This is a genomic window from Cyclobacteriaceae bacterium (genome assembly GCA_013141055.1).
Taxonomy (GTDB): Bacteria; Bacteroidota; Bacteroidia; order Cytophagales; family Cyclobacteriaceae; genus ELB16-189.
Map to the genome: position 1 here is coordinate 208,739 of JABFRS010000002.1, position 26,602 is coordinate 235,340.

Annotated in this window: 27 protein-coding genes; 16 read left to right on the top strand and 11 right to left on the bottom strand. The window is 42.4% G+C overall.

Annotation, left to right across the window (positions count from 1 at the left end):
- The first annotated feature begins 268 nt into the window (after nt 1-268).
- The 4 genes from HOP08_15425 (at nt 269) to HOP08_15440 (ending at nt 3,061) form a co-directional block, all read left to right on the top strand.
- Nucleotides 269-1,018 carry a hypothetical protein gene (locus HOP08_15425; GenBank protein NOT76318.1) on the top strand — a complete coding sequence of 250 codons (750 nt, stop codon included), beginning with the start codon at nt 269-271 and terminating at the stop codon, nt 1,016-1,018.
- A gap of 231 nt (nt 1,019-1,249) precedes the next feature.
- Nucleotides 1,250-1,714 (top strand): 3-oxoacyl-ACP synthase, encoded by a 465-nt coding sequence (locus HOP08_15430; protein NOT76319.1) that lies wholly within the window; start codon nt 1,250-1,252, stop codon nt 1,712-1,714.
- A gap of 68 nt (nt 1,715-1,782) precedes the next feature.
- The gene (locus HOP08_15435; GenBank protein ID NOT76320.1) at nt 1,783-2,730 is read left to right on the top strand and encodes a hypothetical protein; all 948 of its coding nucleotides are present in this window, start codon (nt 1,783-1,785) and stop codon (nt 2,728-2,730) included.
- A gap of 130 nt (nt 2,731-2,860) precedes the next feature.
- Nucleotides 2,861-3,061, top strand: coding sequence for a hypothetical protein (locus tag HOP08_15440; GenBank protein NOT76321.1), 201 nt, complete (start codon nt 2,861-2,863; stop codon nt 3,059-3,061).
- 52 nt (nt 3,062-3,113) lie between these two features.
- On the opposite strand, the gene HOP08_15445 is transcribed toward HOP08_15440, so the two are convergent.
- Entirely contained in the window at nt 3,114-4,079 is a 966-nt protein-coding gene (locus HOP08_15445) for a DUF4382 domain-containing protein (protein NOT76322.1), read from the bottom strand.
- A 126-nt stretch (nt 4,080-4,205) separates the two neighbouring features.
- Between HOP08_15445 and HOP08_15450 the strand changes: the two genes are divergently transcribed.
- From HOP08_15450 to HOP08_15465, 4 genes are all read left to right on the top strand, one after another.
- The gene (locus tag HOP08_15450; GenBank protein ID NOT76323.1) at nt 4,206-4,658 is read left to right on the top strand and encodes a hypothetical protein; all 453 of its coding nucleotides are present in this window, start codon (nt 4,206-4,208) and stop codon (nt 4,656-4,658) included.
- 77 nt (nt 4,659-4,735) lie between these two features.
- Nucleotides 4,736-4,963 carry a hypothetical protein gene (locus HOP08_15455; protein NOT76324.1) on the top strand — a complete coding sequence of 76 codons (228 nt, stop codon included), beginning with the start codon at nt 4,736-4,738 and terminating at the stop codon, nt 4,961-4,963.
- Between the two features lie 530 nt (nt 4,964-5,493).
- On the top strand, nt 5,494-5,898 hold the full coding sequence (locus tag HOP08_15460; GenBank protein NOT76325.1) for a DUF2541 family protein: 405 nt from the start codon (nt 5,494-5,496) through the stop codon (nt 5,896-5,898).
- 97 nt (nt 5,899-5,995) lie between these two features.
- Nucleotides 5,996-7,168, top strand: coding sequence for a DUF748 domain-containing protein (locus tag HOP08_15465; protein ID NOT76326.1), 1,173 nt, complete (start codon nt 5,996-5,998; stop codon nt 7,166-7,168).
- A gap of 3 nt (nt 7,169-7,171) precedes the next feature.
- Here the strand turns inward: HOP08_15465 and HOP08_15470 are convergent, their stop codons facing one another.
- Nucleotides 7,172-7,978, bottom strand: a complete 807-nt coding sequence (locus HOP08_15470; GenBank protein ID NOT76327.1) for a tRNA pseudouridine synthase A — start codon at nt 7,976-7,978, stop codon at nt 7,172-7,174.
- Nucleotides 7,979-8,134: 156 nt separating this feature from the next.
- On the opposite strand from HOP08_15470, the gene HOP08_15475 reads away from it, so the two are divergent.
- Nucleotides 8,135-8,653, top strand: coding sequence for a pyridoxamine 5'-phosphate oxidase family protein (locus tag HOP08_15475; GenBank protein NOT76328.1), 519 nt, complete (start codon nt 8,135-8,137; stop codon nt 8,651-8,653).
- Nucleotides 8,654-8,752: 99 nt separating this feature from the next.
- Nucleotides 8,753-8,899, top strand: a complete 147-nt coding sequence (locus tag HOP08_15480; GenBank protein ID NOT76329.1) for a hypothetical protein — start codon at nt 8,753-8,755, stop codon at nt 8,897-8,899.
- A 22-nt stretch (nt 8,900-8,921) separates the two neighbouring features.
- Here HOP08_15480 and HOP08_15485 read toward each other — a convergent pair whose 3' ends face one another.
- The 7 genes from HOP08_15485 to HOP08_15515 all read right to left on the bottom strand — a co-directional run bounded on the left by HOP08_15485 (nt 8,922) and on the right by HOP08_15515 (nt 18,055).
- A complete protein-coding gene (locus tag HOP08_15485; GenBank protein NOT76330.1) occupies nt 8,922-9,620 on the bottom strand; it encodes a peptidase E in 699 nt (232 codons plus the stop codon).
- A gap of 135 nt (nt 9,621-9,755) precedes the next feature.
- Nucleotides 9,756-11,075 carry a M20/M25/M40 family metallo-hydrolase gene (locus HOP08_15490; protein ID NOT76331.1) on the bottom strand — a complete coding sequence of 440 codons (1,320 nt, stop codon included), beginning with the start codon at nt 11,073-11,075 and terminating at the stop codon, nt 9,756-9,758.
- 44 nt (nt 11,076-11,119) lie between these two features.
- On the bottom strand, nt 11,120-11,566 hold the full coding sequence (locus HOP08_15495) for a DUF3995 domain-containing protein (protein ID NOT76332.1): 447 nt from the start codon (nt 11,564-11,566) through the stop codon (nt 11,120-11,122).
- Between the two features lie 17 nt (nt 11,567-11,583).
- Nucleotides 11,584-14,241 (bottom strand): carbohydrate binding family 9 domain-containing protein, encoded by a 2,658-nt coding sequence (locus HOP08_15500; GenBank protein ID NOT76333.1) that lies wholly within the window; start codon nt 14,239-14,241, stop codon nt 11,584-11,586.
- 270 nt (nt 14,242-14,511) lie between these two features.
- Nucleotides 14,512-16,017, bottom strand: coding sequence for an SET domain-containing protein-lysine N-methyltransferase (locus HOP08_15505; protein ID NOT76334.1), 1,506 nt, complete (start codon nt 16,015-16,017; stop codon nt 14,512-14,514).
- Nucleotides 16,018-17,169 (bottom strand): hypothetical protein, encoded by a 1,152-nt coding sequence (locus HOP08_15510; protein NOT76335.1) that lies wholly within the window; start codon nt 17,167-17,169, stop codon nt 16,018-16,020.
- Between the two features lie 391 nt (nt 17,170-17,560).
- Nucleotides 17,561-18,055 carry an SET domain-containing protein-lysine N-methyltransferase gene (locus tag HOP08_15515; protein ID NOT76336.1) on the bottom strand — a complete coding sequence of 165 codons (495 nt, stop codon included), beginning with the start codon at nt 18,053-18,055 and terminating at the stop codon, nt 17,561-17,563.
- Between the two features lie 553 nt (nt 18,056-18,608).
- Here HOP08_15515 and HOP08_15520 point away from each other — a divergent pair.
- Nucleotides 18,609-18,899, top strand: a complete 291-nt coding sequence (locus HOP08_15520; protein NOT76337.1) for a hypothetical protein — start codon at nt 18,609-18,611, stop codon at nt 18,897-18,899.
- A 90-nt stretch (nt 18,900-18,989) separates the two neighbouring features.
- On the opposite strand, the gene HOP08_15525 is transcribed toward HOP08_15520, so the two are convergent.
- On the bottom strand, nt 18,990-21,308 hold the full coding sequence (locus HOP08_15525; GenBank protein NOT76338.1) for an RNA-binding transcriptional accessory protein: 2,319 nt from the start codon (nt 21,306-21,308) through the stop codon (nt 18,990-18,992).
- A gap of 395 nt (nt 21,309-21,703) precedes the next feature.
- On the opposite strand from HOP08_15525, the gene HOP08_15530 reads away from it, so the two are divergent.
- The 3 genes from HOP08_15530 (at nt 21,704) to HOP08_15540 (ending at nt 23,667) form a co-directional block, all read left to right on the top strand.
- Nucleotides 21,704-21,847 (top strand): hypothetical protein, encoded by a 144-nt coding sequence (locus HOP08_15530; protein ID NOT76339.1) that lies wholly within the window; start codon nt 21,704-21,706, stop codon nt 21,845-21,847.
- A 5-nt stretch (nt 21,848-21,852) separates the two neighbouring features.
- Nucleotides 21,853-23,103 carry a hypothetical protein gene (locus HOP08_15535; protein ID NOT76340.1) on the top strand — a complete coding sequence of 417 codons (1,251 nt, stop codon included), beginning with the start codon at nt 21,853-21,855 and terminating at the stop codon, nt 23,101-23,103.
- An 87-nt stretch (nt 23,104-23,190) separates the two neighbouring features.
- The gene (locus tag HOP08_15540) at nt 23,191-23,667 is read left to right on the top strand and encodes a hypothetical protein (protein NOT76341.1); all 477 of its coding nucleotides are present in this window, start codon (nt 23,191-23,193) and stop codon (nt 23,665-23,667) included.
- A gap of 5 nt (nt 23,668-23,672) precedes the next feature.
- Here HOP08_15540 and HOP08_15545 read toward each other — a convergent pair whose 3' ends face one another.
- Nucleotides 23,673-24,458, bottom strand: coding sequence for a hypothetical protein (locus tag HOP08_15545; protein NOT76342.1), 786 nt, complete (start codon nt 24,456-24,458; stop codon nt 23,673-23,675).
- 237 nt (nt 24,459-24,695) lie between these two features.
- Between HOP08_15545 and HOP08_15550 the strand changes: the two genes are divergently transcribed.
- Nucleotides 24,696-25,250: a rhomboid family intramembrane serine protease gene (locus tag HOP08_15550; protein ID NOT76343.1), complete on the top strand. Its 555-nt coding sequence runs from the start codon at nt 24,696-24,698 to the stop codon at nt 25,248-25,250.
- Between the two features lie 16 nt (nt 25,251-25,266).
- Nucleotides 25,267-26,592, top strand: a complete 1,326-nt coding sequence (locus HOP08_15555) for a DEAD/DEAH box helicase (protein NOT76344.1) — start codon at nt 25,267-25,269, stop codon at nt 26,590-26,592.
- Nucleotides 26,593-26,602: the final 10 nt, after the last annotated feature.

The window sequence follows — 26,602 nt, forward strand, 5'->3', positions numbered from 1 at the left end:
GGAACGCACTATTACTTAAAATGCGATGCAAATATATTAGTAATAATTGATTTTATCAAATTCTGAGTGAAAACAGGCATCAGAATGCTGATTGTGGATTAATTTCCACGTGTTGCATGTGGGAATCTTTCTACCCACTCTCATAAACTGTCACAAAAGCTGATTTCCCGTCGCTAAACGATCATTCCGGCTCTTTAACTCCGGATTTTGCCTGATATCACAGTGCGGCCTGAATTTTTCAACAAGGCTTAAAAAACTAAACATAACTATGAAAAATTTAAGAAACGGGTTTTTGGCTTTTGGCGTCGTTATAGCTACCCTGCTATCGAGCTGCGATTCAAAAGAGAAAGCTCAACTCCATAACAAAGTTGATTCACTTACAGTAGAACTGAATCAGCGTAAGGAAGTTGAGAAAACAATGACTGAAGTAGGCTCACTACTTGATTCAATCGATGCTAACCGTCATGCATTGCGCACTAAAATGATTGAAGGAACTTCATACGCTGAATATGTAAGCCGTTTGAAAGACATCAACAATCACATTAGCGCAACTCAGAAGAAGATCGATGAGCTTCAGAAGACAGCCGATAAGAATCGTGTTACTGCAGGAACGATCAAGAGATTGAAAGCTGACCTGGCATCACGTTCTGAGGAAATCACTGCTTTGCAACTTGAGATCGTAACCATGCGTGATCAGAATGCAAATCTTTGGGCTAAGGTTAACAGTAAGGATTCATTGCTTTCTATCAAGGATGAAGTGATCAAGGTGAAAGAATCTGATGTTGCTTCACTTGAAGGTCTTGTAACTGATATCAACGAGCAAAACAGAAATAAGGTAGCCAGCATGTACTATGCACAAGCTCAGGCTCTTGAAACAGCCGCTGAACGTACCAAATTCGCTCCTCGCAAGAAGAAAGAAACACGCCGTGAAGCACTTGAATTATATCGCTTGTCACTTTCAATGGGTAACACTGAAGCACAAGCAAGAATTGACGCACTTGAAAAAGAATTGAGCTAATCTCTCATTCAATATAATGAAGGCCACAGGGTTCGCGCTCTGTGGCTTTTTTATTTACCTTAATGGCATGAAGTGCTTCCTTCCATTTTCTCAGAATCCATCCCCCGCCTACCCTGCCTCCCAATCTCCTGATGGTACCTCGCTAAAAGCCCGGTTTGAAAAAACCACAATGCTGATTTACTACGTACACATATCCGGGACTTTGCTCATTCTTAACTCCGCCGGTCATTAATGTCGAAATTGCCCCAATCGTCAGTCAGGGAAAAGCTCTACAATCTTTGCATTGATTACGTCAGGCAAAGAATGGATGAGGCAGAAGATGCTATACGGGTTATTCAGCGATCTGCAAACGAAGAGACTAAAAGCAGTGCCGGCGACAAGTATGAGACGGGCAGAGCGATGGCCCAGATAGAAATTGAAAAGAGTATGGTCCAGCTGGCTGAGGCAAAAAAGCTAAACCAGGTGCTGATTCAAATAAAGCCAGGAGCTTATGAAACAGTGCAACTGGGAAGTGTTGCGATCACCACGCAGGGTAATTTCTATCTAACCATCAGCGCAGGAAAATTGAGTGTCGACAATGAAACATTCTTCGCGATCTCCCCTGCTTCTCCTATTGGAATGAAGTTATCAGGAAAGGCAAAAGGTGAATCATTTAATTTCAATGGGAAAGAGTTTGTTGTGAAAGAAGTGCTATAGACCGTCTGTCATTAAATTCATTCAAATGTACATGGCTTTAATATTTTTACCTGTATTCCAATTCTAAAGTGGTAGCTGAAAAGAAAGTGAATGTTTTAAGGGATCGGTTTCTTCTGGGGGTCAGCAGTGAGAGCTGGAAATCTGAAATGGATAACGTCTCATCGCGGTATCACTTCATAGGAGCCTGGGTTGCCATCATCTTCGATCCGTTATTCGCCATTACAGATTACTTCAATATTCAACATGGTTGGTTATCCCTCCTGTTTATCCGGTTGGGTATCTCAGCCATTACCATCGGAATGCTCTTAATGAGGAAGAAATTCAGTTTCCCATCCTACTATCTTGTTCTGGTTCCATTCCTGCTCATTTCGCTTCAAAATGCCTATACCTACGACCTTATCACCAGCGAACATTTAATTGGTCACAACCTGAATTATATCGCATTGCTGATCGGAGCATCCATGTTTATGATGTGGGAATTGAGGTACTCACTGCTTGCTTTACTGTTATCAGCACTCGCTACCATCATCTTTGTAGCCTTGAATCCTGCAATCAAGCTGGATGAGTTTTTGATCAAAGGTGGACTGCTGCTGGGAGTCTCCGGAATATTTATGGTAATTCTGATCAATACCCGATACAACCTTACGGTAAAAGAGATAAAGGCAAGACTGGCCCTTCAGCTAAGTAATGCAGAGATCCAGCAACAGTTCATTGAACTGGAGCGGCAAAAGAATTTTATCAATGAGATCAATGAAAATCTTGAATCGCTGGTAAAAGATCGCACACGGGTGCTGGAGAAAAAGAACAAGGCGTTGGAAGAGTACGCGTTTATCAATGCCCACAAGCTACGGGCACCTCTGGCAAGTATACTAGGTCTGATCAATCTCATGAATAATACCGATCACAATGAAGAGTCCAAGAAAGTGATGGACCACCTGCAGCTCTCTGCCGTAAAGCTCGACGAGGTTGTTAATTCCATCACTCAGGCTATTGAGCGGGGTGAACAGGAGAATTAAGGATTGTTCATCGCCGTACAATGATGTGTACAAAAGTGGATAATCAGTCAGAATTCAATATTTCAACTATTTGATTTACAGGTAGTTACAAGCTGGATTGCTCTTTGCAACCAGGTTCTCAAAATTCGCTATGAGAACATTCATTGGTCTGGTTTTGTGGTGCTTCCTGTTAGTAACCTGCTGGCCGTTGGCGCTGGTGCTGATCCTTCTCTTTCCGATTCTCTGGTTGATTCTTCTCCCCTTCAGGATCGTGGGATTGTCGATCGACCTGGTCTTTAAATTTATAACGGCAGTGCTCCTGTTTCCTTTTCGGATATTAAAATCCTCCTAAACAAAAAAGCACTTCCCGAAGGAAGTGCCTTTTCAGATTTATAAGAAAGAGATTAGTTAATAGCAGTAACCGATGTTGTTACATTCATATTAACGCCTCCCTGGATTGTTACAATGTTAGGTGAAGAAGCTCCAAGAGTAATCGTTGAAGTAAGCAGCGCCTGTAAATTTACGTCGTCGTTGCTATCCACATCGTATGATGCAAAGTGCAATTCATACTCACCAGCTTCAACAAAAGCGAGCTTGTAAGTTTTAGCATTCAAAGTGCCTTTTACTTCAGCGCTGGTTACTGCATTCTTGAACAGGATCTTATCATCTCCCTGAGGCTGACCTTCCACTCCTGCATCAAATGTTCCCTTCTTGTAAGCATATACAAAAAGCTTGTCTGCGTTTGTGTTAACTTGTTCAGTGTAATTTCCATTAATAGTAGCCGCATCACTTTGGCTTACCACGCGAACAGAAGCTTTAAGATTATCATTGCTGACAAAATTGTAGCGAACGGCAGCATTATCAACTTTACGGATGGCTTTGCGAATGTCAAAATCAAGGATGATGGTAGATTTTGTATTAGCTGAAACTTTCCATGTATTGTTCAAAGTGATGTCGATTGTACCGCTGTCGCGAAGCTTATACTTAACATTATCGTTTGTTAATACATAGCTTCCAGGAGCAGTTCCGGATGCATCAAAATCACTATCAATTACCAATGTCAGGTTACTGTAGCTTTTAGCAGCAAGATTGGATGTTGCCAATAACTTAGTAGTACCTTCTGAATAAGCCTTTAAATCGATAGTTTGTTTTGTAAAGCCAGAAACAGAAACTCCGTCTACCTTCACATCTGTTACTGTTACAAATACTCCCTTTACATCTGCATCATCTGTAGGTGCATCTGTGATCTGAAATTCAGCTTCACCGTTTCCAACTCCTGACTTGTTATCAGAATCAGAGCATGATTGCGTAAGTATAAGAGCGCTCACTAAAGCCAATGACGCTCCCAATTTTAAAAATGTTGTTTTCATAAATAGTTTAAAGTTTGGTGTTTTGTTTTTTCAACACCTCTTAAAAAAACTGTTCCATCGGTTTTCTACACTCCTTGCTGGAGGGCACTTTTTGGCGGTTGGCATGATATTTTGCTCATACCCGATATGAAACAAATCGCGCTAATTTTGCTGTTTTCGATGGTTTTGATCACTGCCCCCAATGCAGGATCATCCGTTAACACAATAGCCGGAAACGTTACTCCAACGGTGGAAAATTTCTACATTCTTGAAACACTTACTGTATATAATCCTACACATAATCAATGTGACAGAAGTCCATTGATCACAGCAAGCAATGCAAGAATTGATACACTGAAATTAGGGAAACAACAATTGCGTTGGATGGCGTTGTCAAGAAATTTACTGAAACGCTGGAACGGAGTATTCAATTATGGTGATACTGTAAATATATATGCAGGAGATCCGCAGATTGATGGATCATGGATCATTCAGGATAATCTGAACAAGCGATACAAGGACAGAGGCGATCTTCTGTTTGATAGTAGAGTAAGAACTCTTGGTAAGTGGAAGAATGTTAAGATTTCAAAGGCTTCTTAAAGGCTGTGGCCTTAATTCCACAGAATATATCTGATGGCATACATTTAGTTACTGTTTAAATTAAACTTATAAAGATCATGGCAACTACAAAAAATGATACTCATGGAGCAAGTCCTCTTCCAAAAGGAAAGAGCAAACCTGGTGCACCATTATTCAAAAAGCCAAAAACCAAACATGAAGAGAAGTCAGAGCGCGACATGACGGGCCAGACTGATACTTCATTGAAAGACATGAAGAAAAGATTGGCAGAAGTTCCTAAGAAATCTTCCGGTAGCAAGCACGACAAAAAAGCTTACGAAGATTAATGTAAGTTGAAAACTTCTGTATTAAGAAGTTAAATTGAACCAACTTTTTTACTTTCACTTTCGTTATCGCAGATGAAACTCAGGATACTTTATCCATGTTTTGTCTGCTTCTTTTTTACAACCTACAAAGCAGCATTCCTGGCGTTGAAGATGCACAAAATGACCTACGACCCTAGGTTCAGACTAGGTTCAGGCTAGGTTCTACCTAGGTTCAGGCTAGGTTCTACCTAGGTTCAGGCTAGGTTCAAGCTAGGTTCAGCCTAGGTTCAGGCTAGGTTCAGCCTAGGTTCAGGCCAAGTTCTCCTTACCCTCTTCCCCATCTCAATTCGGTTGATTACCTGATTAGTATCGGATTAGCATCCCATTTCCGCTTTTCTCAGTTCACCTGAGGATTTTCTATAAGTCCGGTGCATGAAGGCATCACGCGTGGAAAAAAATCCACGGCGATAGGGATCAGATTATTGATGTGCTGATCCCCTTTATGGCACAGTTATTTTGACTTACCTGACAAAACCAACAAATCAATAATTATGAAAACTCAAGTAAAATTTATCTATTTCTTTGCCTTTGCTATCATGCTTGGAAGCAGTCTGTTTGTTCAGGCGCAAAACACGATGACATGGGATAAGCTCGGAACAAAAGTGGTTGATTTCACTCTTGACCGTGACGTGGTAACAGCATCCACCAAAGAAGCATACACTGCATTAAAAGTTAAGGTGAACAATGGTACCATCAATATCCACAAGGTTACTGTACACTTTGCAAACGGTGATACTCAGGATGTTAAGCTTCCTGCAGAAATGTCCAAGAACAATGATGGCCAGTTGATCGATCTTAAGGGAAACCAGAGATTGATTGAAAAGGTTACATTCTGGTACGACACTGTTAACAAGGATAAGGATAAGGCAGTTGTAGAAGTTTGGGCTAAGAAATAATCTGCTCCGCTTCTAAAAACGAGGGAGAAGACCAGTCTTCTCCCTTTCGTTGTTTAAAAGAGTGCTCTATTGGTATGATTTTTTGAATAATCAGCATATGAGCCAATCAAAACCACGTCGCCCGCTAAGAAAAGGGACTAAAATACTGATCATCATCCTTGCTGTATTGCTGGTGATCCGATTGATACTTCCCTCCGTTGTGTTGCACTATGCAAACAAGACCCTTGCCAACATGAAGGGATACTACGGTCACATCAATGACATTGACATCTGGCTGATCCGTGGGGCTTACAAGATCGATAGCATCTATCTCAACAAGCTGGATTCAAATACAAATAAACAGACACCATTTTTTGCATCGAAAAGCATTGACCTTTCGGTTGAATGGAAAGCAATTTTTCATGGCTCAATCGTCGGTGAGCTCGTCTTTGAAGAACCTACCCTACGCTTTACAAAGGACAAGGTGGAACCCTCCAATCTGAAAAAGGACTCTACCAGCTTTAAAGATCTCTTGCATGGATTCATGCCATTGAAAGTAAACCGATTCGAAGTGAACAATGGCCGCATAAAGTATGTCGATGAAACTTCGAAGCCGAAAGTCGACATTGAAATGACCAATACATACATCCTCGCTCAAAATCTGAGGAACAGTTATGATTCGACAGTATTGCTTCCTGCTAAAGTCAGGGCATCCGCGGATGTTTATGATGGAACGCTAACCTTTAATCTGAAATTAAATCCCCTTGCGGATCAACCGACATTTGATGTAAATGCTGAAGTAAAGAATACTAATCTCGTTAAGCTAAACGAGTTCTTCCAGGCATATGCCAAGGTCGATGTGAACAAGGGAACCTTTGGACTCTACACAGAAGTTGCTGCCAAAAATGGCAAGTTTGATGGGTATGTAAAGCCGGTGATCAAAGATCTGGATATCCTTGGCAAGGAAGATCGCAAAGACAATATCTTTCAGAAAATGTGGGAAGCTATTGTAGGAACGGTAGCCGATGTGTTCACCAACCAGCCTAAGGATCAGTTTGCCACAAAGATCCCGTTTAAGGGAGATGTCAAAGATCCGGATGCCAACATCTGGTACGCGATCCTTACGGTAATAAGAAATGCATTTATTCAGGCGCTCCAGCCTTCGATAGATAATGAGATCAACATAGCATCGGTTGACAAGCCCAAAGAGGAGAAGAAAACATTCCTTCAAAAGGTCTTTGGAAAGAAGGACGACAAGAAGAAAGAAGAAGAGAAAGAGAAAAAGAAATGACGACTACACCAGTATCCAGTCGGTAATAGCATTCTGAAGGATGGGTGAAAAGTTCGCTCTCGGTGGAATATCAAGATAAGGATATATTACTTTTGAAAGGTATAAACCCTGCGGATATGCCGGTTCGATAAGCTTAGGTGTTTCTTTCGTTATCAGATAGCTTTCAAATTCTTCAACACTTAATTCTCCCCTTCCGATATCAAGAAATTTCGTCATGATGATCCTGATCATTCTCGCCAGGAATCTGTTAGCTGAAATCTGAAATCGTATCCGATCCCCGGAAGGGTCAGCATACAATGCTGCGGTCGTAACATTGCATATCGTTGTGCGATAGCCTAACGGTGATTTGCAGAGTGCCGCATAATCATTGTATTTGACGAGAAGAGAAACAGCCTGCTTCATCCTGTCGAGATTGAGATTTCTTTCCAGATAGAGAGAGCTGAGATCATTCAGGAAAGGATCTTTATAGGTATGGATAAAGTAATCGTATGTTCGCTGAGTTGCGTCAAATCTTGCATGTCGTGAGTCATCTACAGGAATGATCTCGAAGATGGCAATATCATCCGGGAGCATTTTATTCAAACGAAAGATCAGATCATAATCCCACTCTCTTTCAATGTCAGCATGAAAAAAGAACTGTGATGCATGGACCATGGCATCCGTTCTGCCGCAACCGATGATAGTGACATCAGTCTTCAGAATCTGACCAAGGGTGGTTTCAATTACCTCCTGGATATTCACAGCTTTAGCTTGTCGCTGCCATCCCCGGTAGCGGATCCCATTATAGCCTATGTGAAAGAAATATCTCATGGATTGAACGTGTAATTTATTCCACGCACAGGCTTCAAAGGTAGTGGTTTGTTCATATCAGAGGCAGATTATCTTCAATTTAATATGGATGAGTTCAACACCATAAATGCCTTTCGCTGGAATAGAAATTGAAGCATACTTCCTAAAAAGAAACCAATGAACAACGATCATAATAACGAAGACCTCAGTCGCGAAGATGCGATTGATAAGTTAAAGGAGCTTGTGAAGCACAATTCCATGTGCATGTTTACAACAAAGCTTGAAGAGTTGCCTCTGCATTCACGTCCCATGAGCGTGGCAAAAGTTTGCGATCAGGGAAATTTATGGTTCCTGAGTCCCGGAGACAGCAATAAGAACATGAATATCTCAGAAGATTCACGTGTTCAATTGTTTTCAACAAATGCTTCCGATTCAGAATTTCTTACCGTCTATGGTAACGCTACCATCTCACGCGATAAGAAAAAGATAGAAGAACTCTGGTCTCCTCTTGCGAAGGCCTGGTTTACACAAGGAAAAGACGATCCAAGAATAACCGTTATCAAAGTAACTCCTGAAGATGCTCATTACTGGGATACAAAGAATGGAAAGATGGTATCGCTTGTGAAGATTGTAGCGGCAGCAGCCATTGGACATACTATGGATGGAGGAGTTGAAGGAAGTCTTTCTGTGAGATAGAAGATATTTTACCCGACAAGTAAAAACTACTGCAGCCTGATCTATGGATCGGGCTGCAGTTTCATTTAAACCTCAGATTTTTATTATCTTTAGTTTATTATGAAAAAATCATTCTTTAAAGTCCTTGCAAGGCTCAACAAATTGGTTCTGCCTTCAGTCAGCAAGCTGGACATGAATAGACTTTCAAAAGCAAACAAGGCATTGATTGCTTATAAGTACTGGGTTACACTGCACGTCCTTGATTGATCAGGAATTCTTTCCTGAGATCTTATAACAATTCAGTTGGCAAAGCCTTCTCGCTCACCTGTCCTTCCACAACATCCACATAGTACGACTTGCTTTCTTTGTTGAGAGCGACAGACTTTACAAACTGTTCATTCTCAAAATAGATTCCTGCATTGTTATCACAGGCATATCCCGGAGGCAGTTCACCTTTCTTGATCAGATCCTGGTAGAGTGGTCTTCTTTGAACTTCAGCATCATAATGAGGGCAATGAGATCCTTTGATCCATCCAAGGCAATCAACCTTACTCAGCTTGATCGGCCTTGAATCGGTAGTTCCGCTTTGAAACCAGCAAAGCGATCCTGCACTTCCACCGGACATTACAATGCCCGACTCATATGCTTTACGCAATGCCAGATCTATACCCTGGGCTTTCCAGATAGCAATCATGTTGAGCGTGTTTCCACCACCCACAAAAATGATATCCATGCCCATGATAGTCTCTTCAAAGGTTTTTTTGGTATCGTAGGAACCAATAAAAGTCTTCAGCACAAATGGCTTTACCGGAAGGTCCTCACAGGAAGCATACCAATTGCTGATGGTATTCACGCTGTCACCCGTAGCCGTGGGAACATAACACACCTTTGGATTCTCCTTTTTTGTAAGTCCCATAATGAACTTTGAAAAACTTTTGAATCCGCCCCCTCCTGTTATGAATATTTTTCTTTTAACATCCTGTTTCATGTCGGTATTATTATCGTTTGGATTTGCTGAGGTATTCAATGGCAGACCAGACAGCCCCATGCCTACGGCCGTTGTAGAAACTGTCTGAATAAAGTGCCTGCGTTTCATCACAAAATATTTATTGAATTTATAAAATTACCTCGGCTTTTCAGCCGAAAGTTTATCCTGTGTCAATCTGTAAAAAAGAATAGATGCCCGCTTTGCCTGCAGGGAAATAGATCGTGGATCTGCCGTTTCATCGATCGTATGTCCGCCGGTTGAACGCAAACCAAGACCATCAATAGCCATGTCTACATACGCTGCTGTGAATGATATGTCTGCCGCACCTGCTTTACGTGGATTCACAGCCACTACCGTTCCTGCTCCTATATCCTTACTGACCTGATTCAGATAGCTCAGTAGCTTATAATTTCCTTCTGTCGGTGCTAATGGAGGGTATCCATCATAGAATGTGATTTCGGCCTTTGTCAATGGGCGATGACGTGATACGATTGCCATCATCGTTTCCTGCGTCTTCTTTAGTTGCTCCGGTGAAATGGTACGGATGTCTCCTGACACAATTGTCTGCTTCGAAACGATATTCGCTTTTCCATAAGCTGAACCTCCGTCCATTGCCTTATCATGTTCAACAGAAGATCCGCCGATGATCATTCCAGGGTTGAAAGTAAGATACTCCTCTCCTGCCAGCGCTTCATAAAATTCATTTAATATTCTGGAGGCCTCATAGATTGCACCGGCTCCAACGGCTTCGGTAAATATCTGTGATGAGTGTGCTGGAATTCCTGTAACCGTCAACTCCCAGTTGGATGAACTTCTCCTTGCCACCACGGCAGTCTTTGGGTCACCGGCACCATCTTCAGATCCAATAGCAATGTCGGCGGCTTTTGCTGCTTCGATGAGATCATACCGTGCAAGATTCAATGGCTTTCCGCTAAGCTCTTCATCACCGGTCATCACCACAATGATGTTCATATCCTTTAAGAGTCCATTGTCTTTCAAGGCTTGCAACGATTGGATAATAACAACGTCGCCTCCTTTCATATCTCCCACACCTGGTCCGGTGATCGTGGAATCGTTGACCATTTTGAATTGCTGAAAAGGACTGGCCAGTTCAAAAACAGTATCGAGATGACCGATCAGTAAGAGGGTCTTTCCTTTTCCTTTGTGTTCGGCGACGAGGTGCCCGGCTCTTCCAAATGGTTTCCCGTCAACCCATTTCGTCTGAAAGCCAAGAGCATCCAGCTTCGCCCTGAATATCTGTCCTACCTTCCTGACGCCATCGAAATTCATAGAGCCACTATTGATGTTCACCACCTCTTCCAGAAGTTTTAAGCCTTCATTGTAATGAGCATCCACATGGGCCGTGAGTTTCTTTTCAACTTTGGACAGCTGAGCATGTGTAAGTAATGGCACAAAGAGTACAGCGGCGATAGTAAATGCTTTACAGAATTTCATAGGATCAGAATATTTGACTTCAAAGTAATCAATGCTTCACGGTTTCAGGAAAAATAATAGATCAAAAAGCTGGCGGTGCCGATGAAAAGGCACAGAGGTGAATAATACTTAGAATCATTGATCCCAAATGGAGTGCCTTTGATCTTTTTAAAGAATCCTACATAACTGAAATTACCGACGGCACGAAGGAGAAAGATAAAGCCTATGATCATTGTGACAATCTTAACGAAACGTTGCGCGATAGCTGAAATTTCATTCGTTGTATGCAAGTCGATCCAGCCAAGATTCATGAAGGTGACGGTGGCAAAGAACAATAATCCGAATGCGACTACCAACGTTGATACGATACCGGGTTTAAAGAAAAGTGTTCCATCTGGTTTGGAAGGCAGACTTGTAAGTTCACCCCAGGTGCCGCCAAAGGCCCAGTAGAAATGGAGACCCGACAGGAATAAGAAAATGGAAACATTGAGGAAGACCAGTACAACGATCATTCTACGAATGTAGAAAACTAAAGGACAAACCTGTAGGTGTATTTGATCAAAAATATGTTGTGTGCCTGAGTGTTGAAATCAAAAGAATAACGATCCCACTCAGAGCCTTTGCGATCATAAAACGCTCCATTCATTTCCTGTGTCCAGACGAGAAACAATGTAGAACCAGGAATATATTCCCAACGCATGACCATATTGGATCGGAACTGACCAAAATTAAAGTCAGGCTTATCAAATGAATAATCAGATGCACCCCGGTTATATTGATCAACATGATAACTGTCTCCAATAGGATTGATCTGAGATGGAGCAAGGAGTGCAAAACGATTTCCATACTCTGCAGCCCGTGAATCAGTAACCTGCTTGAAATTAGAATAGGTACCCGCCGTTCCGAAAGGCTGTCCCCAGTATTGAATAGACAGATTCGGCGTAAGCATATACGTCATACGCAACGAAACTCTGAAAGTAGCCTGTTCAATCTCGCCAAGTACATAACGATCTTCTCCGTCCACAGAACCAGTAGCCACGTACTGCAAATGATTTCTGCTATGGCTGAAAGAAGGATTGACAGAAAAATTCAATGCATTGGAAGGCCGGTAAGTGAATTCAAGATCAAGATCATTGGTCCTCAGGTAATCATTGTCGCCAACAAACCAGCTTGGACCAACTCCTACCTGGAGCTTCTTGCGGCGATCGGTGCTGAGATAGAACCAATAGGATGAACTGCCGGGATACTGAATAGCAGGTCCACCTCTCAGATCAGCATTGGAAATACTCTGACCACTCAACGTAATTCCTCCAGCCATAAACCAGAAATTCTTTAGTTCCACAAAGGCATCTGTTGAATATGTTCTTGAGGTGGTACGCCCATCGAAATCCATTCCCAGGTTTTCATACACGCCATACCGTTGGGATCTTGCAATACCTTTTGGATTTGGTATTCTGTATTGAACCCATGACCATTGATTGATCTTATCGGTCTGAAGGAGAAAGCCAACATCATTAAGCTCAAGCTGAGGCGAAAGCCAGCTACCACCCAGATCAAAAGTTATTCTTCCACTGCGTTTACCAATTACGAATTGACCACCAGAACCTGTCAACGACTTTAAGGTTGAATCCACTTCCGCATGGTTATTATCCGGTCGCTGGAAGAATCTCTCAGATGCCCGTTGCGATGTGATCATGGATTCCGCACTTCCGCTTATATGACTCATGAATACCTTACCGGCGAAATAATACTTACGCTCATGCCAGTTGTGAGTAAAGTCTACACCACCCGAATAAGCATTGTCAGGCAGCCAGGTCAGTCGCTGATCCACGATCTTTCTATTGGTCGCTGTAAACATTGCGCCGATCAGCGTATTTCCTTTATGAATATCCTGTTGTGCTCTTGCCACAAAATAATTCGTCAGCGGCTCTATGGTCTGATAGCTGCGTTCGCCAAGGCTATCAAGCGTAGCCTTTTCGGGATTGGTAACGGATTCAAGTATTCCCCATGAAAATCCTTTCTTGTTCTTTCCGGTAAGCTTGGCTGCTCCCAGGATGGTAGTTCTGCTCTTGGATGTTGAAAAAACATTCGGCCCAACGATATCGGGTTCTCCCTGTGGCCGTCTTCCAATGCGCCTGGAGTAGAAAAGGTTATCACTTGACATGTCTGAGATCGGGAAGTTCAGCGTATGACTTCCTTCAATGAAGAATGGTCTGCGTTCCTGAAAGAATAATTCAAAAGCAGTAAGGTTTACACGGGAAGGATCTGCTTCGACCTGACCGAAATCAGGATTGACGGTAAGATCCAACGTGATATCGCTGGTGATACCGATCTTTGCATCCAGACCTACATCAACTGATGACGACGCACCTGTTGCAAATGGATTGTTCTCTTCTTTCTGAAATGTTTCTGTCTTGGCTACTATATAAGGCTGGATCTCGAGTTGTTTTTGAGGCCTGATACCTTTGATCCCATGAAGTTCAGGAAACCTGTGAACCCATCCATTGCTGGTGGGTGGTATAAACTGCCAGTTGGACATCTCCTGTTTTCTGAAAAGCAACCGCTGTACCTGAAATCCCCAGACATGTTCAGGTTTATCCGGGAAGCGCAATTGACTAAGTGGTATTCTTAGCTCGGCCATCCAGCCTTCGCTGTTGATGCTGGTCTTGAGATACCAGATAGGATCCCAGCTTGCGTCCCATACTTCGCCGTTATTGGAAACATACTCGTCGCCCTTTACTCCTGAAACAGAAGAAGTAAATGAAAAGGCCGTGCGCTTGTCGGCATAACTGTCGATGTTTACTTCAACCCAATCTCCTTCAAACCCATCACGTCGCGACATCCGGCTAACGATCTTAGATGGTTCGGGATCAAGGCAGCGGAAGAGGATGTAGAGATTCTTTGCATCATACAGCACCTTGAAGTACGTCTCAACGGATGCTACTGCACCGGCATCCGGCATTTTCTGACGAAAGCCACCACCACCCCATGTCACCTGCTCCCATGCAGGATCATTTCCAAGTCCATCAATTTTGGGTGCTTCACCTTTAAGCTCTGCAGTCGTATAAGTTTTGATAGGGTCGATCCGGGCTTTGATTGAATCAAGCTTTGCCTTTATGGAATCAGTCTGACCATAGAGAGAATATCCTGTAACGAGAATAATGAGTATGAGAACCCGGGATATCATGCAGGATTTACGATTACAAATCCTCTTAGATGCAATGGAGACATATCTTGGCTTGAGAAAAATTGCCCAACATCACTAATGCTCCGGAGGTCAGATTCTCATTTCCGACCGGCGCACTCTTAACGGAGGCGGGTGAAGTCTATTGTACGAATTGCGGGATCAGGAAAGCCAAAACCTATCCAGCCTCAATCTCCATTATATATAATAGAGTGTAGTTTACTAGGATTCAATTACTTAAGTAAAGAATCCTTTAAAAAAACAACCATTTGATTACTTAGGTCGAACTGCTCGTTTTACCAGTCTTTCAGGGACTGGAACGGGGACCAGGATATCCTGTCTTTTAGGAGCACGGGCTTTCAGATGGCTTGCTCCGGTAATGACATTTTCCTTGGTTCCGGAAATAATCTCCCTGCAGTTTGGACTTCCGCACTGGCAAACAAATGGATCCAGTGTTTCGTCCAGGAATAATGCATAGTCAAGCGTGAGTTCCTCTCCAATGGAGATATCTCTTGTTGCTACCACATTAAGACCCTGATAAGCAGTGTTTGGACTACAGCTATGGTTTTGAGGAGCCCAGTTGATAGGGTTTTCATCCCAAAGAATATAGACCTCTTTGCTGATAGGATATGCATAGTGGCGGAAATCGTTCTTTTGCTTTTGGTTCCAGTTGGCTTCAACAAAGCTCTTGGAAACAATGCGTTGTGACATCTCTTCGCCCATGAAGATCACCTCGTTCTTGCGGATGCGGCGGCTTGCGGCGATACCGTAACCAGCAACAGAATTACCCTTCAGCACATACTTCTTCTGCTTGGCTTTATGACGGGCAATACCTTCGCCGATAATGTGCTTTAGGAATCCGCTCTTTCCGGCAGGGTCATAGTTCAAGATATGATCTGCAGAACCCTGATAGCTGTCAACGTAGAATGCAGAGCATGTAAAGTTGATCTCGAGGAAGTAGATCTGGCCGTTGGCATCCATGCGGAAATCAAGTCTTGCATACCCAACTCCACCAAATGCAGTGAAAATCTGTTGTGTGGCAGTCTTTAATGCTCTTTCAAGCTTAAAGTCATGGCAAGGAACGTTTGATTCAGGATGAAGCTCGGATGTTTTGAGCGCATAGGTCTTGAAGTGGCGTCCTTTCGGGAATATGTATTCGACAGGCTTATAAACAGTGCAAGACTTAGCATCCTTATTAGCGGCTACTAGTACAGTAAACTCGCGGCCTGCGATGTATTCTTCTACTAAAATCTCAGGATATTCATCCAGAATGGCAGTGATCTTGGCACGAAGCTCTGATTCAGTGTTCACTAAGGATAGCTCATCAACGCCGAGACTGTCTCCTGCTTTGGCTGGCTTGATGAACATCGGGAAGGTAAGCTTGTCCAATACGTCATCGATATCCTCCAGTGACATCACGTCTACCGATGCTGGAGTCTTCACTCCTGCTCCATAGGCAACATATTTCATTAAAGGCTTCGGGGGATCGTATAATACCGGATTTGGACCGGTGTAGGGCAAGTTGAGTAGCTCGAGTGTGTGGATCACATCGATGGAAGGAACTTCCCATTCGAGGTAGCCCTCACATAAATTGACATAGATGTCATAACCTTTCTTGCTGGCTTCTTTCAACTGACGATAGGTCGTGAGTTTGTTTAAGAAGACATGATCAACAACATCATCTTCAGGAAGTAAGCTTGTTAAATCCCGAGCTGGATCGTAGTTCTTATAGTCTACGTCAGTTGTTGAATAATCTGGTTGAAGTACACAAACTTTCATCTATTGTATTGCTTTATGTTTTGCCCCATAACGCGACAATGCGTCTTCGATAATCTGAATTATTAAATAAGTAAAAGATTTTTTTCCAAATCGCAAAATTGCACCGATGGAAGTATAGTCTTCGTCTTCGCTCAAACCACATTGAGCGTTGATCTCTAGTACGTAAAGCTTGCCAGTTTGTTTATCCATTCGGATATCCAGGCGTCCATATCCCATACCTCCTACTGACTTGAACGCTTGAAGGCTTACTTGCTTTAATGCAGGTATAAGTTCAGCTTCAGCTTCACGATAATCATAAAGTACTCCCTTATCAGGCAGTGGAGTCTCGTTATCATATGTTTCCCAAAGCCGGTCAAATGATAAGAATTGTTCCTTTTCGGGCAGTGACGCATGGAATACACGTTCCACTGCAGGGTAAAAATGAATATCATCAGGATTGGTAGAGGACCCAACTACAAAAGTTGTGAACTCACGTCCGCTGATGAACTGCTCAACGAATATGCCACCAGTATCCAGCTTCCAGCCATGATATCCGTTTTGCATTTGATTGAGGATTGAATTGAACTCTGTCTCATTGCTGACAACGTTCTTGATGCTGAGTCCCAGACTTCCGGCAGAGACAGCAGGCTTCACGATCATGACATCGCCTACCTCACTGAATAGAGTTGCCGGGTTGACTTTTAAAGGATCTACTACTTTCCATGCTGGTGTGGGTACCGAATGAAGGTCAAAAGCTTCCTTCATGGGGATCTTAGAGGTCGTAATGACATAGAAGAGGTCATCAGAACCAGTATAGATCATATCGTACTTATTGAGGGTATGGATGACAGAAACCCCTGGAATTCCATTCATTTCATCACCATCGCACAAATTGATGACGATATTGACCTTTGAAGAAGGATAATTTCTTATCCGGAGGATAACTTCTTCGATATTATCGAGCCTTACGTTCTCCCATTTCCACTCAACGCCTACTTCATTGAAGACTTTTGTGTACTCAGCAATACTCTGGGTGTAGTCGTAATAGTACTTAAGATTGGGATCATCGGTAACGAGGAAGGGTGCCAGTATCCAGACGAGATAGTCGTCTTTGCTTTCCTGAAAGCTTACTTTATTCTTTAAGTTACTGGTAAAGTCTCTGGCTGTAATCACTTTTATATCAATAAGTTGATAAATAAGCGACCTGGGAAGAGAAGGGAGTCGGAGGCGCCGGTCAGGTTATTGAACCTTTCGATTTTTATTAACGATGTAGATGAACCGTACGCTTTAACTATTGACATGTTATTGACTTAAGTGTCATAACCTTGGTCAAATATAAATACTTTTATTTATATCATAACATTCTTAACCAATTGATGCAGACTTTACTGGGTACTTCGACCTTAAAAGTCATACACTTTGGGTGTTCATACGTCTGATTCTTATAGACTTTTATGTTTTATGCCATGACCTGACATAAAAACAACCGGTATCTGCGAGTTACTTGAAGCAATACTTCAAGTAGGTGCGATACCGGTTGACTTACGGGTGTAAGATGAGTGACTTACTTAGCCTTTGAAGCCAATTTACCTTTGATGAAATCGGTAAAGCGGTAAAAGCTCAACACGTTTTCAGGTAAGTACTTTGCTCCCTTGATCATTCCGATGCAGTTCTTGCTTCCACACTGGCATTGGAACGGTTGATCCATGTCCCACTCTGCTGAAGGATAGAAAAAAGTGAACTGTTCACCCTTTTCGATAGACTTTACAGCGATCAATTGCTTGCGAGTCGTATCAAAAAATGCATTCGGATCACAGCTGTGGTTAATGCATTCAAGGTATTCCGGACGGAGCAGGATATGCTCATGTTCGCTGATCTGAACCGTCAGGTACGTTGGCGTAGGATAGATATTATCCCAGTAGAAATCGGCAATAACGTCCTCTTTGCTAAAGTTCTCTTTAGAAAACAATGAACGATGGCCGTGGGTAGCATCCGTTCTCTTTTCAGCAACTTCTGATTGAGAATCTACTACCATTGAGTTCGATTCATTAAAAATCATAATGTTAAAATTTGTAGTGGTTGTTTATCGAAAATCAAAAATGGCTTAATCAGGTGATTAAAAAAAATTTTTGATAACGTAATTGCTTAATGATCACCTGCCAACCAACTGTTAGCATATCATAAAAACTTCATTTTGTTGCGCATATCTTCATTGATTCAATGCAGTTTTTCAAACCTATTGCTGCCCTCAAGTGGTTGGATTTTCAGTCTCTCACCTATCAATGCACATGGCCTTATATCTGATTGACTGTCTCCATGTATTGTGAGTTCCATAGACAGATCAGTCTATCCGCCAGGTAATGCACCATCCATCTCGGGGTTTACCCCGAGGCCTTACGAAAATCACTCAGGGTAATAATCTTTGGAATACATCAAAGGTTTGATTCTATGCTCCATTCGTTGAAATCTTTCTCTATTCCCTGATTTTTATCAAATAATACATCCCCTGATTCATTAGGTAATGATAGAGAGCACATTTGTATTGTCGAGCAAATAAAAAGCGAGACGATAACCGGCGGACGAGTTGTAATAAAACCTAAACGCAATTTAAAATGAGCTTTCTTCAGGCAATTGTCAGAATCAAAAAGAGTTTCTTTTGCAAGAACTACAAGGCTGCTAAAAAGAAGCAACAGTTCATTAAGGATATCACCACCACTCAGGCGTTTGCCAGAATGAGTACACAGGATAAGATCACATCCCTGGCGAAACTGATATTCCTATTTCAATGTGATCATGGATACTCCCCCATAGAACTTGAGCAAAAGCTCATCCGACTCAACAGTGACCTGAAATCAAAGGTTATCAAGGACTGGAGTGGTATCTACTCTGAAAAGTGTATGTAATTTCTTCAATAGGGTTAAATAAATACAGGCGACATTAGCTCCGTTATGGAATCATAACGGAGCTTTTTGTTTTAATTCATTCAGCAATAACTACTTCTTGAACTTTTCCCGAAGCATGGCAAGCTTGTCTTCCATAGTTTCTTCTTTCAAAGGGGTAGCAGATGACCTGCTAACAGAATTTTCTTTGGTCTTTGAAGATGGCTTAACTACTGAAGGCTTTGACCTTGATGATTTATCTGATTCCTGAGGCTTGGAAGTACCACCACCGAACGGATCGCTCTTCATGGATAACGCAATGCGCTTCCTCGCAACATCCACCTCCATGACCGTGACTTTTACTTTCTGTGCCACTGAGGTCACCGCATTGGGATCCTTAACGAATTTATCACTGAGGTGACTGATGTGTACTAGACCATCCTGGTGAACACCGATATCCACAAACGCACCAAAGTTTGTCACGTTGGTTACAATACCTGGCAGCACCATACCAATCTTCAGGTCTTTGATCTCGTGAATACCGTCTTCAAAAGAGAACAGTTCAAATTTCTGACGTGGATCTCTTCCTGGCTTCTCCAATTCAGCAAGGATGTCAGTTAATGTCGGCAGACCAACCTTGTCGGATATATATTTTTTGATATCAAGCTTCTTACGAAGTTCGGCGCTGGTCATAAGATCACTGATAGAACAACCGAGGTCTTTGGCAAACTTTTCAACCAGTGGATAGCTTTCCGGATGAACTCCACTCCTGTCCAGTGGATTTTTAGAGTCACGTATGCGAAGGAAGCCGGCGCATTGCTCAAAGGCTTTGTCTCCTAACCTTGGCACCTTATGCAAAGCGCTTCGGTCTTTGAATGCACCATGCTCATTACGATATTCAACAATGCTTTTCGCCAGTTGTGGCCCTAAGCCTGAAACATAAGACAATAACTCCTTACTGGCAGTATTTACCTCAACGCCTACCTGATTTACACAGCTCATTACAACATCGTCAAGGCCAGCTTTAAGCTTCGATTGATCTACATCATGCTGATACTGTCCGACGCCAATAGACTTCGGATCGATCTTCACGAGCTCTGCCAACGGGTCTGTCAGGCGGCGACCAATTGAAACTGCTCCCCTTACGGTGATATCATGATCTGGAAATTCCTCACGCGCTACTTCCGATGCTGAATAGACAGAGGCACCGCTTTCATTGACCATGGCTACCATGATCTCCTTTGGCAAGCCCAATGCCTTCACAAACGATTCTGTCTCACGACTTGCTGTTCCATTACCAATGGCGATAGCTTCGATTTTGAACTTATCACAAAGTCCCATGACGATGGTTCCGGACTTGACTTTTTCCTTTTGAGGTTCGTTTGGATAGATGACGGTATTGAATAAAAGATCACCCTGCTCACCGAGGCAAACCAGTTTAGTTCCGGTACGAAAGCCTGGATCCAATGCCAGCACACGTTTCTGGCCAAGTGGTGAAGCAAGAAGGAGTTCCTTAAGATTAGATGCAAATACTTTTATCGCTTCGGCGTCCGCCATCAACTTCGATTCGACACGGACTTCACTTTCCAATGAAGGTTTCAAAAGACGTTTATAACTGTCTTTGACTGCCAGCTTTACCTGTTCGGCAACCGGCTTTGATGTTTTAACAAACTGATGCTCGAGTGATTGAATGGCTGAGTCCTCATTGGGAGAAATGTCCAATGAGATGATGCTTTCATTTTCTGCCCGACGCATGGCTAGCACCCGATGAGAAGGAGCTTTCTTGATAGGCTCTTTCCATTCAAAGTAATCTTTGAACTTCTGTGCTTCCTCACTTTCTGCTTTTGATTTTAATACTTTGGATTCGATGACACCTTCTTTCCAGAAGAGTTCACGAACCGTTTTACGTGCTTCCTGATTTTCACTCACCCATTCAGCCATGATGTCCCTGGCACCCTGCAACGCTTCTTCTTCTGTAGCCACTCCTTTTTCAAGGTTAATGAATGAGGCAGCCAATGCTGCGACATCAATATTGCCTTGCTGTTCGAAGATGCTTAGCGCCAATGGCTCAAGACCTTTTTCACGCGCAGCGGTTGCTCTTGTTTTGCGTTTAGGCTTGTAAGGAAGATAGATGTCTTCAAGTTCAGCAAGAGTAGTGGCTGCTTCAATGGCTTTCTTTAACTGAGGAGTAAGCTTTTCCTGCTTCTCAATTGATTTCAGTATTGCTTCTCTCCTTTTCTCCAGCTCCACCAGTTCTTCATGGCGATCGCGAATGGATGCGAGAACTACTTCGTCAAGGCTATCTGTGAGTTCCTTACGATATCGGGCGATGAAGGGAATAGTAGCACCTTCCTCTAAAAGTCCGACAACAATGTTTACCTGTTTTTCCTTTAAGCTGAGTTCGGCAGCAATCTGAGCAATGATATTTTCCATGAGAAGTTAAAAAAATAGTGTTTTAAAAGAGTGGCAAAAATAGGATTAGGAATGAAGGCACAAAGTTATGTGGATAGTTTTTTGAGGAAATATTTTCAAAGTAGTAAAGCAGTGGAAATTTTGAAGTGTAGTGTCAGGAGATAGTTTTGCCAGGCATTCCTTTGCCAATTACTGCTGCTATGAATTCAATTTTTGCATTTAAAAAAAGGAGATTTCCTAAGATTTCAGGGTATAAATATTTATCTTAAAAGCTGGTTTCCCACCTACACCCAACTGTATATAATTTCGTATTTACCATACTTCAATGTAGCATCTCAACATTCGTTGCGGTTTTCCAGGCCTTTCACGGCTCTTTGTATTAACAACCAATTTCCTCTTACTATAAACAACCCTATATGATTAGACTAGCGCTTGCGGTCGGATTCCTGGCCGTATTTGGTTTTGCAGCATACGCCATTGTTTTGCTGCTCACCAATTATTTTTCAAATCAAAATAAGAAAGAACAAAACAATCAAAACAACCCCAATCAAAACCCCTAAATGCTATGGACCCAATTATCAACAAAGTACCTTTTAACAGACGCTCAATATTTGCTGGCGTAATAGCCGTAATTGCGTTTATCTTATTCCTCATCATCAATCCATTCTCATGGAATGATGCCGGCAACAGAACCGTTGTTGAAAGAACAACCGGACAGCAGATCGTTCAATTTGCGCCCGGAATATTCTATGCAGGTTTCTTCGCAAAAGAAAAAGAATGGCCTAATCAGATATCCGTTACCTATCAGGCAGAAGCTGCCAATGCAGATCTGGAAGACAACGGCATTGAGGTGGGTCAGATCATGATCCGTTTCAGTGATGCGACAACAGCCAATGTAAAAGGGATTACCCAATTCATCCTTCCATCCGATGAAAAGGAGATGATCCTCATTCACAACACCCATCGTACACCTCAATCACTGGTGAGCAAAAGACTTGCTCCTTATACAAAGGAGTGTCTTCAATCTTCAGCACAGTTGATGAGCAGTGAGAAACACTATGGTGGCGGTCGTGCACAGATGGCCCAGGATTTCATGGACCAGCTTAAAGAAGGAGTCTATCTTCTGATCACAGAAGAGAATCTTGTTTACGATTCATTGGAAAAGGAGAAGAAGCGTGTTTATCAGACCTCCATTCAGTATGACAAAAAGAGTGCATTGCCAAAACGCAAGCTTTCTTCCATTAAGGAATATGGTATTACGGTAGCCGATGCTGCCATCACAGATGTTGATTATGAAGATAAAGTGGATCAGAAGCTTGTGAAGATCATCGATGCTGTGACCAAGTCATCCATTTCAAAACAAGAGTTGATGACAGCTCAGCAGCAAACACTTACTGCCAAAGCCAAAGGTGAGCAGGCTCTTGTTGAAATTGAATATCAGCAGAAGCAGGAACAAACCAAGCAGGTGGTAGAAGCCGAAACAAAGGTTAAAGTTGCTGAGCAAGACAAGCTTCAGCAGAAAATCGCTTATGAAGGTGCTATTCTGGAAGCAAAGAAGATCAAAGAAATGGCCGATGCTCAGGCCTATGCACGTTCACGCATCATGCAGGCGGATGGTGCCCTTGAGATGAAGTTGAATGCACAGGTTGAAGTTCAAAAGGCATGGGCCGATGCGTTCAGTAAATATACGGGTGCCATTGTTCCTCAATTCCAGACTGGTGGCGGACCGACGACCAATGGTGCGATCAGCTTTATGGATATCATGACTGCCAAGACTGCAAGAGATTTTGCAGTAGATATGAAGACAAAGAACTAATTAGAAATAATTCCTAGAATGAAAAGAGCGGATGTCATTCCGCTCTTTTTTTGTGCAGAAAATCCTACTTTTAATCAAACTTGAATTATGAGAGTATCTCTTTTGATATTGATGGCCGGTATTGTGTTCGTTTCATGTACTTCAAAAACGGAAACAGCAGAGGATACCGGGAAACTCCCTGACACGCGACCATTGGATCTTGTACTCAAGATGAGGGAAGATGGTGGAATGATGAATCACCAAACGAATCTTTATATCTCTGCTGATAGTTCCTTTTTTAAGGTTTCTGATCATAATATAGATAGCATTACATTCTTCAAGCTGACAGATGTTCAAATGGACAGTCTTTACTTGGTATTGAAGACTAATCAGTTTGATGAAATAAAATACCTAATGGACACTGCTGTCCTTGATCGCGGAGGACTTTCCGTAGATGTCTTCTGGAATAACAATCAGAATATCATTTCCGTGGATGACTCCGGTCAGGCTTTTGTCGATGAGCGTTGGCACAAGCAATGGGGAGCTGTGTTGCAATACCTGGATCAGTATATTGATAAGAGATGAAGGGATCACTTATGATTTACGATCCCTCCTTCTGTTTGAAAGAACCGCACCAGGGCATGGCACATGACAAAAAGAAGAATGAAGATTGATGAAACCAGTGCGATCATTCCGATGTTTGGATGATCAAGTTGTCTTTGATCCCAGATACCAATAGATGCCCACACGATCACGAGAGGATAGATAAAATTATTATAACGGCTCTCTACAACAATCGCGAGTGCTCCGGCAACAATAACCATTGCGATGGTCCATTGCTCGGCAGTCAGAGATGCTCCATCCCATTTCAGATCAATTAGTGTGACAGCAGCGCACGCAATTGTGGCGACCGATATCCATCCGCAGAACAAACTAAAAGGAACCCAAAGCCAGCGATTGAAATTTCTGTCTTCGATCGCACGCGTGGATCTGGTTAGCATCACAATGCTGATAACAAGGGTAATGATCAGAATAATTAGACTTAGAAGAATGTACCGATGAGTAAAGGCAAGTATCCAGGCTGAGCCCAGAATGTTGGCTGCAATCAGGTAGGGTGACAGTTGATCATAAATCTTAACATTGCGTTGGGAAGGCAACAACTGAACGATTGCATAGATAACGAATGACAAATAGATAAGGCCCCAAATACTAAAGACATATCCGGCCGGCGTAAAGAGGTCATTGTAGCTCCTGCTTATTTCTGCAATGTCCGGGGTATTGAAAATTCTGGTGTACAATCCATTAAAGGCGATGTTCAACAAAACTGCCAGAAGCGTAAGCCATCGCAATGCAATGTTGGAAGCTGTATTTTTCATGCATTACAGGTTGCAATTTGCATACCTGAAGGATTTCATTTCAGCAGTATTCGCATGATGAATTTGTGTATAAAATTTTCCACAAAATCTCTTCCGACTCTTCTGACACGAGCCTCATTGGCACATATGTTTATATTTGTAAGGATTTAACCCTTCTCTTTGGAATTTTCATTCACTCTTCTGATCGTTATCGTTACTGTGGCCATCAGCTTCTTCGTTTTCAGTCGTCCGGGTTTGATGAACCGACTGATGATGAATCCCTATAACATCAATAGAAAGAATCAGTTTGAGCGATTTATAACCTCTGGGTTTATCCATAAAGATTACACTCACCTGGGTCTAAACATGTTCTCATTATATTTTCTTGGTCTGGCTGTAGAGCATGATTTTATTGTACTGTTTGGAACGACGGGGATTTACTACTACCTGATGCTTTACCTTCTGGCAATTGCCGTGTCTGACCTGCCTACTTATTTCAAGGAGAAGAACAATCCCAATTACAATTCTTTGGGTGCATCAGGGGGTGTGGCTGCTGTTGTCTTTGCTTTCATCATTCTTGAACCCATGCGTTACCTATGTCTGTTCTTTGCTCTCTGCATGCCAGGATTCATTCTGGGATCATTGTATCTGGTCTATTCATACTTTCAGAGCAAGAGAGCTAAAGACAATATCAATCACGATGCTCATTTGTATGGTTCTCTGTTTGGATTGATCTTCTGTGTCATCGTTTATCCCAGATCCATTATAAGTTTCTACGAACAGGTCAGCGGTTGGCTTGAGCGAATACTTTAATAGTTACCTTTGCGGGATGGAACACTCTCTGAACACCCGATACGCCGAATTTCTCAAGAATCTTAGTATCCCTTCATTTACTGAAATGCAGGAAGAGGTTATAGAAAAGTCAGGTTCCGGCGACAATCTGTTGGTGCTTGCCCCCACAGGATCTGGCAAGACCTTATCATTTTTGATTCCTTTGATTAATAAGCTGAACAGTCAATCAAAGGAAGTCCAGGCATTGATCGTAGCTCCGTCACGGGAATTATCATTGCAGATCGAACAGGTTCTTCGTTCCATGAAGACTTCCTATAAAGTAAGTTGTGTGTATGGCGGCCATTCTGTAAAGATTGAACAAAACAGCTTAAGTGAGGCACCTGCGATTGTCATCGGAACACCAGGCCGCCTGGCAGATCATATCAGGAGGAAATCATTTGATCCATCTTACATCCGCATGGTAGTTCTGGATGAATTTGATAAATCCCTGCAGATGGGCTTTCAGGAAGAGCTTAAAGTTGTTTTCAATGCACTAAGCGGGAGGCAACAATACATTCTGACTTCTGCCACACGGCTTGATCCATTACCAGACTTTACACCTTTTAAGAAATTCGAAACGCTCAATTATCTGAAGGGTGAAGTTGAATCAAAATTAAAGTTAAAGCTGATCCACACCCGCAGTGTGGACAAGATCGAAACATTGCTGAAGCTTGTTTCAAGATTTAACCAGGAGGTTTGTATCGTTTTTTGTAATCACCGTGATGCAGTTGATAGAATCAGTGCTCTCTTCACCAACTACAAATTTGAGCATGGTATTCTTCATGGTGCTATGGAACAGATCGATCGGGAAAAAAATCTTATAAAATTCAGAGGCGGGGCTCATAATGTTTTGATTGCTACTGACCTTGCTTCACGCGGACTTGATGTTCCTGAGATCCGACATATTGTACACTATCAACTCCCTCTTCAGCAGGAAGCCTTTGTTCATCGTAACGGACGAACGGCCCGCATGCATGCAGAGGGTGATGCCTATTTAATTATTGCAGAAGATGAAACTCTTCCGGAATACATCGACAAATCTGTTTCAGAATTGAAATTATCCGGAAAGATCGAACTTCCTCCCCCTCCTGCGTTCTCTTGCCTTTACATCAGCGCAGGCAAGAAAGATAAGATCAGCAAAGGTGATATAGTAGGATTGTTAACCAAGAAAGGTGAATTGCTGGCAGATGAAATAGGGTTAATCACAACACTGGATCATGCTTCGTATGTTTCTATCAAACGTTCCAAGCTTATGAAAACCCTCGCCAATATTAAGAACGAAAAATTAAAGGGTTCTAAGGTGAAGATTGAAGTGGCTAACTAGCAAAAATATC